Origin of the sequence: Zymomonas sp., from assembly GCF_020216885.1 — a bacterium.
Classification (GTDB): domain Bacteria; phylum Pseudomonadota; class Alphaproteobacteria; order Sphingomonadales; family Sphingomonadaceae; genus Zymomonas.
The window spans coordinates 1-10,000 of sequence record NZ_JAIWON010000052.1 but is presented as its reverse complement, the minus strand read 5'-3'; the positions used below and the strand labels follow the sequence as shown (position 1 = coordinate 10,000).

General features: G+C 44.5%; 9 protein-coding genes. 2 read left to right on the top strand and 7 right to left on the bottom strand.

Annotation, left to right across the window (positions count from 1 at the left end; genetic code table 11):
• Nucleotides 1-143: 143 nt before the first annotated feature.
• The 4 genes from LDL18_RS02720 to LDL18_RS02705 all read right to left on the bottom strand — a co-directional run bounded on the left by LDL18_RS02720 (nucleotide 144) and on the right by LDL18_RS02705 (nucleotide 3,400).
• Complete coding sequence (locus LDL18_RS02720; RefSeq protein WP_296506883.1) at nucleotides 144-1,163, bottom strand: DUF475 domain-containing protein; 1,020 nt, start codon at nucleotides 1,161-1,163, stop codon at nucleotides 144-146.
• Nucleotides 1,164-1,360: 197 nt separating this feature from the next.
• Nucleotides 1,361-1,762 carry a putative quinol monooxygenase gene (locus tag LDL18_RS02715; RefSeq protein WP_296506882.1) on the bottom strand — a complete coding sequence of 134 codons (402 nt, stop codon included), beginning with the start codon at nucleotides 1,760-1,762 and terminating at the stop codon, nucleotides 1,361-1,363.
• Between the two features lie 47 nt (nucleotides 1,763-1,809).
• Nucleotides 1,810-2,118 (bottom strand): antibiotic biosynthesis monooxygenase, encoded by a 309-nt coding sequence (locus LDL18_RS02710; protein ID WP_296506881.1) that lies wholly within the window; start codon nucleotides 2,116-2,118, stop codon nucleotides 1,810-1,812.
• 151 nt (nucleotides 2,119-2,269) lie between these two features.
• Complete coding sequence (locus LDL18_RS02705) at nucleotides 2,270-3,400, bottom strand: mechanosensitive ion channel family protein (RefSeq protein ID WP_296506880.1); 1,131 nt, start codon at nucleotides 3,398-3,400, stop codon at nucleotides 2,270-2,272.
• Nucleotides 3,401-3,581: 181 nt separating this feature from the next.
• On the opposite strand from LDL18_RS02705, the gene LDL18_RS02700 reads away from it, so the two are divergent.
• Nucleotides 3,582-4,547, top strand: a complete 966-nt coding sequence (locus LDL18_RS02700; protein WP_296506879.1) for a hypothetical protein — start codon at nucleotides 3,582-3,584, stop codon at nucleotides 4,545-4,547.
• A gap of 72 nt (nucleotides 4,548-4,619) precedes the next feature.
• Here LDL18_RS02700 and LDL18_RS02695 read toward each other — a convergent pair whose 3' ends face one another.
• Nucleotides 4,620-4,859, bottom strand: coding sequence for a hypothetical protein (locus LDL18_RS02695; RefSeq protein ID WP_011241524.1), 240 nt, complete (start codon nucleotides 4,857-4,859; stop codon nucleotides 4,620-4,622).
• Between the two features lie 351 nt (nucleotides 4,860-5,210).
• Nucleotides 5,211-7,055 carry a hypothetical protein gene (locus tag LDL18_RS02690; protein WP_296506878.1) on the bottom strand — a complete coding sequence of 615 codons (1,845 nt, stop codon included), beginning with the start codon at nucleotides 7,053-7,055 and terminating at the stop codon, nucleotides 5,211-5,213.
• A gap of 217 nt (nucleotides 7,056-7,272) precedes the next feature.
• Here LDL18_RS02690 and LDL18_RS02685 point away from each other — a divergent pair, with 217 nt between their 5' ends.
• Nucleotides 7,273-9,060, top strand: a complete 1,788-nt coding sequence (locus tag LDL18_RS02685; RefSeq protein WP_296506876.1) for an ABC transporter transmembrane domain-containing protein — start codon at nucleotides 7,273-7,275, stop codon at nucleotides 9,058-9,060.
• Between the two features lie 114 nt (nucleotides 9,061-9,174).
• On the opposite strand, the gene LDL18_RS02680 is transcribed toward LDL18_RS02685, so the two are convergent.
• A partial coding sequence (locus LDL18_RS02680) for a dihydroxy-acid dehydratase (RefSeq protein ID WP_296506874.1) occupies nucleotides 9,175-10,000 on the bottom strand: 826 nt, incomplete at its 5' end.

Here is a 10,000-nt window from a genome sequence, read left to right as displayed (position 1 = left end):
GCCCTATTCAAGAAAAATTATTTCAGGAGACTTTCGGCTACCCCTTATTGGGTGCATCGCATCGGGCAGCCGAAGCCATCATTGATTTTATGAAGGGCAGGAAACAAAATAACCTGCCCCAATAACCTGCTATCAAACTCGCTTTATTTCGCCAGAGAGCGGCGATTTTCCATTATGGAATAGACCAAAGAGCCACCAATCCAAACAAGACCACTCAAACCGCTGATAACTTCAGGGACTTCCACCTTTACATTAAGCGCAGTGATAAAGGCTAAAGTCACAATCGCATAAAAGGCACCGGCCTCAAGATAAGGATATTGGGACAGATGGCCGCCTTGCACCAAGGCAACGGTCATAGAACGGACAAACATCGCCCCAATACCAAGACCTATCGCAATCAAGACAATGTCATTTGTAACGGCAAAAGCACCAATAACACCATCAAAGGAGAAAGACGCATCCAAAAATTCAAGATAGATAAAAGTAGCCAACCCTGCCCCGCCTTGGGTCGGTTGTCCCATAAAGCGCTCAAATTGTTCTAACAGAAAATAAGCAGCCATACCGAACAAAGCCGCGACTGAAAAAGAATAGCCATCTTTTTGATTAAACCAAAAGGCAAAACCGGCCATAATCAAAAAAGTCAGGATATAGCTAATAAAAGGAATGACCCGAAGCGCCATCAACGGTTTTTCGATCCAGCTAATCCATATAGGCGAATGCTCTTCTTTTACAAAAAAACTTAAACCTACCAGCATTAAAAAGGCACTGCCGAAGCCGGCAATACTGGCATGGGCAGCGGTTACGACTTCTTCATAACGCGCGTGATTAAAGAGCGCTATTTTAGTAGCTTCCCAAGGGTCAACCCAAGCCGAGAAAGAAACAATTAACAGTGGGAACAGAATACGCATGCCAAAAACGGCAATAATCATCCCCCAAGTTAAAAAGCATTTTTGCCATTTGGGTGTAAGATTTTTGAGAACAGAGGCATTAACGACCGCATTATCAAAGCTGAAAGCTGTTTCCAAAATAGCCAGAAGAAAGGCTAAAAAAGCGGCATCCAATCCTGATATCAAATGATGGCCTTGGGCATAATACCCAAAAATAAAGGCTGTTATCAGCCCTAGAATCGTAACAAGAATAGATGCCCGAAAATGCTTCAGCATATGAAAGTCCCCTGCCTAGATAAGGATATAGCCGTCTTTTGAATGGTGCTGTGCATTCTATTGGCAAGATTATGCGTGGAAAAGAAGCGAATTATCGTTCTTTTTAGAGTTTGAAATATAAATTAACGGTCACAGACAAAAAAATTGCCGCTGTTTTTCAACAGCGGCAAAATTTTATTTTCCAAGGATTTTAAAATTTAGAAAATGGTTTTCAGTTTCGTAACGTCAGAAGCGCCACCCTGAACCTGATTAACGAGCAGTTTGTTGAAAGCAACCGTGTGGCCAGACGTGATATGCTTCTGGAAAGCATCGTCGCTACGATACACTTCATAAACAACATAGCTGTTGTCGACAGGATTGCGGGTCGGCATGAAAGCAACATTGCCCGGTTCAGCTCTTACCTGTGCAGCAAGACCTTTCAATTCGGTACCAACCTGTTCTGCATATTGGGGCAGCGGATGCATAACAGCAACGATCGTGACATAAGCGGGATTGTCAGCGATAACAGAAGGACGGGCAACGGCCGGTGCGGAAACAGCAGAAACGGCACCAACAGCGGCTAAACCTAAAGCGGCATATTTATAAAAAGAACGTAACATTTTAATCCTCATCCTTAATAAAATATTCTGATTTTCTGGGTTGAAAATTAGAGAATATCACTCACTTCTAAGACCTGCGATTTACCACCTTTTGCGGCGGCTTCCAGCATCTTGTTAAAGGCTCTTGTATAATGAGCATTCACATGCTGCAAAAACGCAGTCTCATCCTGATAAATCTCATAGACTATGTAGCTATGACTTTCAGAAAGATTTCGATAGGGCTTAAAAGTGATATTGCCCGGCTCGGCTTTCACCTTAAGCGCAAGATCACCTAATCCCTGTTCGATCTCTTCGTCATGACCCGGTAACGCATTAATTACAGCGACGACCGTTTTATAATCTTTTTTATTTGGCATTGCTGCACCCGTCGTATGATTCCTTTGTCAGGACAACAGGAAAATATTTATCCTGTTGCTGTCTGGATAAACAGATGAAAAGTGAAAAAGTAATCATCCTTATTGATAAATTTTTATAATGAGATGTAATTCAATCGCTTTTCCTAGCAATTTAATCCTTTTTTTCCTCTAATTTTCCTGATTTTTCAGCATTATAGTTATAATTCGTGACCGTTGGATAAGCGAGCTCGATCCCCTCATTTTCAAGCCGTTTTAGGATGTTGATGCAGGCCTGAGTCCGAACCGAAAAATAGTCATCAAAAGAGCCGGATTGGACATCGCAAACCACTTCAAAATCAAAAGAAGAAGCGCCGATTCCAGTCATGCAACTTCTGGCCACCTGACAAAGCGGTATTTTTGCGGTTTCTTCCCGCAAGATAGAAATCAGCTTTTCACATTGGTCAGGCGAAGTGGAACAAACGACCCCAATCTGCAAAGAAAAGCGCCGTCTCGTTTGCTCGCTTAGATTATGCATTTCGACATTGACCAACATATTGTTGGCAACGATAATTTCTTCTCCGGTTCCGGCACGGATACGGGTCGTTTTCAGACCGATTTTTTCAACAGTGCCGGTGGTATCCTTCCAGCTGATCAAATCGCCCTTCATGAAAGGTTGATCAAAAATAATCACCAAAGCCGAGAAGAGGTCGTCAAAAATACCTTTGGCAGAAAGACCAATCGCGATACCACCAATTCCAAGACCGGCAACCAATCCAGTGACATTCACACCCAGATTATCAAGCACAACAACAGAGGCGATAGCAAAGAGCGCTACCGTCACAAGAAGCCGGATGAGATTAAGCGCGCTATCCAAATTACGGTTGCTATTGTTCGATTGCTCGACCCGATAGCTAATGAGGCCTAAAATGAGCTGACGCGCCCAAGTCGCAAATTGGAAAGTGCTGGCAATGACCCATAAAAACTGGACAACATCCGAAAGGCGCGAGCTATGGTCGAAATATTCGGTGACCAATCGAATGGTCAGAATGGCCAAGAAAAAAGCATGAGTCCGGCCAATCGCTTCACCAGCAAGAGTCGTCCATTCATTCAGAAAGGCACTGCGTTTTAAAAAATTTTCGGCAAAGCGCCTAAAGGAAAGCAAAGCGAAAAAGAGAACAACCCCTGCCCCAATAGCGCAGAGTAGCTGGATATAATGTCCCAAAAACCATTCACTGATTTGATGGTTCAAAGCGGCTATCTCCTGAGGCGAAGTCAGAATAGCGGCATGATTTTGTTCCTGCATTCTTTTTCCTGAAAAAAATTATCCGGTAAAATCAGCTTTCAAGTGAAGGAATATTCACGTTAGAAAATCTTTATCACAGCAGGATAATAGATTTTTTCTTAAATACGCCAGAATGCAATGTTAATTATTTAATCGTTTTTATCCGCTAGACTTATAGAATTGATTTTGTCGGATAAAATCTATGGAGAAAGCTGAAATGGCAGGCTCAACGCCAATGGAAGGAAAAAAGGAAAAACGTCTTATCGTTCTTTCTTCCGCTATGTTTTCTATAGCTGTCATTTTTTTCTGGATGGCTATGCCGCCTGAAATTTTTACCCGACTGACCCATGATACCGCCATTACTTGGCTTACAGGAGAGGACGGCAGCGCGCATTTATTATCAAGAGCGCGGCTGGCCTTTCCTCTTGGTATTGTTTTAGGTGGGATTATCGCCTTCATCATGACATGGCTTTTTGCCTATCACCGTTATCGGGTTGCCTTTGATTTAAGAAAAGAAAATCCCGAAGGGCAGTTTTATTCTGAAGATTTATCCGATCAGGCTATTTGGCCAGAAAAAAAGCCTCTTGGAAAAGATTGGGAAGAAGAAAGCATCCTCCTAGAGGGGGACGAAATTCTCCTCAAATCTTCCGATCGTGCTTTTTTGCAGCAACAAAGTGAATCGACTTTTGAAGAAGAGGTGCAAAATTCGGTTATCGTCCTCAATGATTATAGTGAAAAAACGGTTTTAGAATCGAATAATGAACCTTCATCACAACCAGTAGAAGCCTCGCCTTCCTTTGATGCCGTGTTAGAAGAGGCGTCTTTTTCTGCGAGGCAATCTGTTTTGCCAGCAGAAACCGAATGGACAGATAATAACGATATTGAACCGCCGCAGGATGCCGTTTCTCAAAAAAAATCTGAGATTTTCTCGCTATCCTATCCCATTGAAAAACAATCTAATTCTTTTGAAAAAAGCGAAGAGGAAACGCTGTTTCTTTCTTCCGAACAGATTTTACAAAAGCCGATACAGGATTCCCCTAATCCTGCATCGGCACCCCCAATTGTACCAATAGAACTCTCTCAATTAGACCGCGATCAAGCGCTTACCCAAGCCTTGGCTTTAATCAAGGAAATGCGCGAACAGCTCACCTCGGTCAGGGAAATGTAATGCAATATTTTATATCCCTAAATGGATTTAAATTTTTAACATTTTAATCGAAAATTTTTAACCATTTTGAATCTATGCTGAAATATTATGATGATGCGATAAAATAAAAGGCTTTGTTTTTCTTTCACGCCGGATGAAAGCGCCATGCTCTTCCAAATAGGCAAGAACGCGCCCCAAAGTGCGCCGGCGAGGTTCTCTTCCGCGCCGTAAATCCAGCACGAAACGGGGATCATTCAAGGCATCACGCCCAAAACGGGTGGGGGTCATACCTGTAGCACTCAGATATTTTTCAATTTTGCCTAACAAGTACATGATTATCACTCCTAGTTTAATTTTACTTTTTTAACTGTTTGTTCCCCTTATGTTCTCAATACTTTCCTACTTGTCCATCAATTTTCGTTGTCTAATTCCACCATTTTGATTTTTTTTGTTTAAAAAACCTAATCAATCCAGATTCGCGGAATCTGGATGAAAGAAGGCTAAAATTTTTGGGAAAATAGGTTCAAAAGAATAATAAATGCTTAATTTTGGATGAAATTTGCCTTTTTTTTATAAAAATTACATTTTATCCTGAAAAATAGCCAAGATAACTTTAGAAAAAGTTAAAAATTGTTAATTGATAATTTTACGTCCGTTACATCCAAAATGGACTATTTTTACATCCTAGCTGACAGCGGCAAGAGAAGAATTATACATGAGACTCGGCAAGGGAGCCTTTTTCCGCAGTTGGAATTTTTCGGGCAGGACTCGTCCGTTTTTCAAAAAAGCGCGTTCAACAGCCGGTATCGCTGATAATTTTGACCAGACGCTACGGTAATATTGTGGTCTGACATCAGGAAAACGCCCTTCTGGCTGCAAGAGCTTCAAGAGAGTATCTGCCTGCGAAGGGTTATCGAGTGTATGAATAGCCAGATTGATGGCTTCTTGAGATTTTCCGGCACAAAAAAGCGCTTCTATAACCGCCTGTTTATCATCCAGATGGCTCTGCATCATTTCTTGTGCCATTTGATTGGCCTGCTTGCGCTGCCCCAATTTCATCATCGAGCAGACGGCACTTTGCTGAAAAGAGGCAATATCAGACGGGGTCAGCGATAATCCAAGATTAGAAAGCATCTTTTCGGAAAGGCTGCGGGATTCATAATAGCGCCCCGATTGATTGAGCCATTCAGACTGCCGAATATCCGCCGATAAGACGATTTGATGGCGGCTGGGGTCGATTCGATTCAAAGGCTGTAGGCGCGCAATCGACTCCGACACCGCACCGCTTCCCCCCAATGCCAAACGAGCATCAGCCGCAGCAATAATCGCCTTAATATTGTCGTCAGAGATATGGGACGTTATTTTGATAGAATTGCCTAGATCAATCGCATCTTGCAAATGACCGGCAAGAATAAAGGCACGGATTGATTGATGGATAAAGGCAGGATTGTCCGGTTGGCTAGCCAAAGCATTAAGCCAAAAACCTGAAAATTGCCGCAAGCTATCCTGACTATGATTGCCAAGGCGGCGCTCGATATCCGGCCAAATAGGTTCATAGCGGCGAGAAATGGCCATTTCCATGAGTCTTTCAGGATCGGCAATTTCTCTCAAAAGATCGGCGGCATCTTCACTTTGATGTTTGGCGAGATAAACCGTTACAGCCTGCTGCATCAAAGGATCGCGGATATCAGGGCCTTCGGCCACACCCCAACTACTACGTGCCAAGCCCAAAACCAGATTTTGCCAAATAGTCGGGTCTTTTTGCGCCTTTGCCTGAATCAGAATCGCCTGCACCATATCGCTATCGAAACGGGCAATTCGTGCAGGATCTTTATCAGTTAGAACAAGCAACCTTTCAGCGGCTTTGGAAAAATCATTTTGAGAAAGGGCGATCAATATCCCAACACTGATGACAGCACCATTGTCCGGCTCAATGCCTTTGATACTGTTGTAAGCAGAGATGATCTCATCATCATAGCCTAGACTGGCAAGACAGGGGATTCGTAAAAGCTGGATAGAAACGCGGTCATGCCCTTTCAAGGAAGGCAAAAGCGGATCAAGGATAGCCAAAGCATCAGTATTTTTATTCTGGCGATTGAGGTCTGTTGCCTCGGCCATTTTTTTTTGCAGATCTGACGGAGACAAAGCCGCCACCACAGGATCGGAGGCCGTTTTTTCAGAGGAAGCCTTTTGAACATTTGGAATCGAGGCTGGAATTGCTGCCTCTTTTGGAAGGTCTACTACAGGCTTATCTTTACGCTGTTCATTCTGTCCCGATACGGATTGCTCCACTATCGGTGAAAAAAAATTTTTATCCTGAATGAAAGAGAGTGAAGCAGCCGATACCGTTTTTTTATCCGTAGCCGTTTTTAGACGGTTGTTGGCAGATGTCTCAAAAAAAGGATCCAAAACACGCTTTGATAACAACGGCATCCGGCCATGGGCAGAACAAGGCACTGTCAAGGCAGGTAAAAGCGTCAACATCGCCATGACAGGCATATTGCTCAAAATTCTAGGAAAAATCGGCATCAAGGATGCACCTCAAAATCGGAACAGGATATTCATTACAGGTAAAGAAAACGCATTTAAAGCATCACGGGTTCATTCATTTTTTTCTTTTAACCGTAAAAAATGATATCTCGCTTGCAATAAAACATATTTTCAGGCTTTTCAGCGCAAGCCGGTTTTAAAGGGACTCTTCATAAATATCTTTATCGAAGGGGTAAAAAAAATCAGGGACAAAATCGTGAAGCAAGCGACAAAAGCAACGCCGAAAAAGAGAAAGATGCTTGGCCAGCTCCGAATACTTTGGCAATTTGCCAGCCGTTATCCGATATGGATTTTTGGGGCTTTGTTGGCTTTGCTCCTTTCTTCGACAGCAACGATTGCGATACCCGCCGCCTTCAAAAGGGTGATTGATCAGGGTTTTGGTGGCGAGAGTGGCGCCCATGATATCAATCTTTATTTTTGCTATATGCTGGGCATCATTCTTTTACTGGCGTTTGCAACCGCTGCCCGATTTTATTGTGTTTCATGGCTAGGTGAGCGGGTTATCGCCGATATTCGGATGGCTATCAACCGCCATTTAATGCAAATGCCACCGGTTTTTTTTGAAGAGAATCGGCCTTCTGAAATTGCTTCCCGCTTGACCACTGATACGACGTTGATTGACCAGATTGTCAGCTCTACGGTGTCGGTCGCCCTTCGCAATCTGATTACCGGACTTGGCGGCACAGCTTATCTTTTCATGCTAGCGCCTCATTTAACCGCCATGCTACTGGGCGGTATTCCGATTGTGGTCTTTCCTATTATTTTTATCGGACGGCGATTACAGCGATTGTCCCGAAAAAGTCAGGATCGGATAGCTGATTTAAGCAGCCTGATTACCGAAACCTTGGGCGCGATGAAAATTGTTCAGGCTTTTGGTCAAGAAGATCGAGAATCCGACCGTTTTGGTCAGGCTGTTCAACTCACTTTTGAGACGGCAAAAAAACGGATTACGCTGCGGGCTTTCATGACGGCTTTAGTCATTTTGCTGATTTTTACGGCGATTATCCTGATTATGTGGCGTGGTGCGCTGGATGTTGCCGCTGGCTTAGTGTCAGGCGGCACCATTGCAGCTTTTGTCCTGACAGGGGGGGTCGTTGCCGGTGCATTTGGTGCCTTAAGTGAGGTCTATGGTGATTTGCTTCGGGGTGCCGGTGCAGCCAGCCGATTGAATGATCTATTAGCCGAAAAACCAGCTATTTTTTCTCCCAAGAATCCTAAAGCCTTACCCGATAGCACAAAGGGACGTTTAACTTTTCAGGATGTCTCTTTCCGCTATCCCTCACGGCCTGATACCGAAGCCTTGAGCCATTTCAACCTTGAGCTAAAAGCTGGTGAGCGTCTGGCGGTCGTTGGTGCGTCGGGTGCTGGAAAAACAACCTTATTTCAGCTTATTCAACGCTTTTACGATCCGACATCAGGCGTTATTTCTATGGAAGGCGTGGATTTAAAAGAGGCGAATTTAAGCGATATCCGCTCTCATATCGCGGTTGTGCCTCAAGAAACGGTTATTTTTGCCGCCTCTGCCCGCGACAATTTAAGATATGGGAGATGGGATGCCAGCGATGAAGAACTATGGCAGGCGGCTCGTGCGGCTCATGCCGAAGAATTTTTGAAAGCCCTTCCCGAAGGACTGGATAGCTTTCTCGGTGAAGGCGGCGCCCGCCTTTCGGGGGGACAACGGCAACGGATTGCAATTGCTCGCGCCATCCTACGAGATGCTCCGCTGTTACTATTGGATGAAGCCACCTCTGCACTGGATGCAGAATCGGAACAAGCCGTTCAACAGGCTTTAGAAAAACTGATGAAAGGCCGTAGTTCGATCATCATTGCTCATCGTCTGGCGACCGTGCGCCATGCAGACAGAATTATCGTTATGGACAAAGGCAAGATTGTCGAGGAAGGCAGCCATGACCAGCTTATCCCAAAAAATGGTCTCTATGCCCGTCTTGCACAGCTCCAATTCAGCGATCAGAAAATAGCCTAATTACTCATTCAAAAAAACATGACCAATACAATAACAGGTTAAAATTTCAGCTATTTTTCAAATTTACAGCGATCTGCCAGCATCGCATAATGCTGGCAGAACAAGCTGATAACTTTAATGCCGTTCGAGCTGATTGACATCCCGAACTGCCCCACGGGCAGCGTTGGTCGTCAAAGCGGCATAGGCTTTCAAAGCCGAAGAGATCGGACGGTCACGATTTTGCGGTTTCCATGCCGCTGCCCCTTTCGCTTCCATACGGGCATGACGATCGGCAATAACAGCATCATCAACATCCAGATGGATAATCCGTTCAGGAATATCGATAACGATTGTATCGCCCGTTTCTACCAAAGCAATCAAACCACCCTCGGCCGCTTCGGGGGAAACATGGCCGATAGATAAACCAGAGCTACCACCAGAGAAACGGCCATCGGTAATCAGAGCGCAGAGTTTACCCAAACCTTTCGATTTCAGATAGCTGGTTGGATACAGCATTTCCTGCATACCGGGGCCACCCTTTGGGCCTTCATAGCGGACAATAACAATTTCACCCGCTTCGACATCATTACCCAGAATACCGGCAACAGCGGCTTCCTGACTTTCGTAAACTTTGGCTTTACCGGTGAATTTCAAAATAGATTCATCGACACCCGCTGTTTTAACAATACTGCCTTCAGGAGCAAGATTGCCAAACAAGACGGCCAGACCACCATCCGTCGAAAAAGCATGATTTTTGGAACGGATCACGCCTTTTTCACGGTCGGTATCCAGCGCTTCATAACGAGAAGACTGGCTGAACGCCTTTTGAGTCGGGACACCTCCCGGAGCTGCGCGATAGAATAACTGCGCTTCTTCAGAACAACTGTCACGACTGATATCCCATGCGTCCAATGCAGCCCCTAAAGTCGGAGAATGAATGCTGCGCAAGCTGGTATTGATC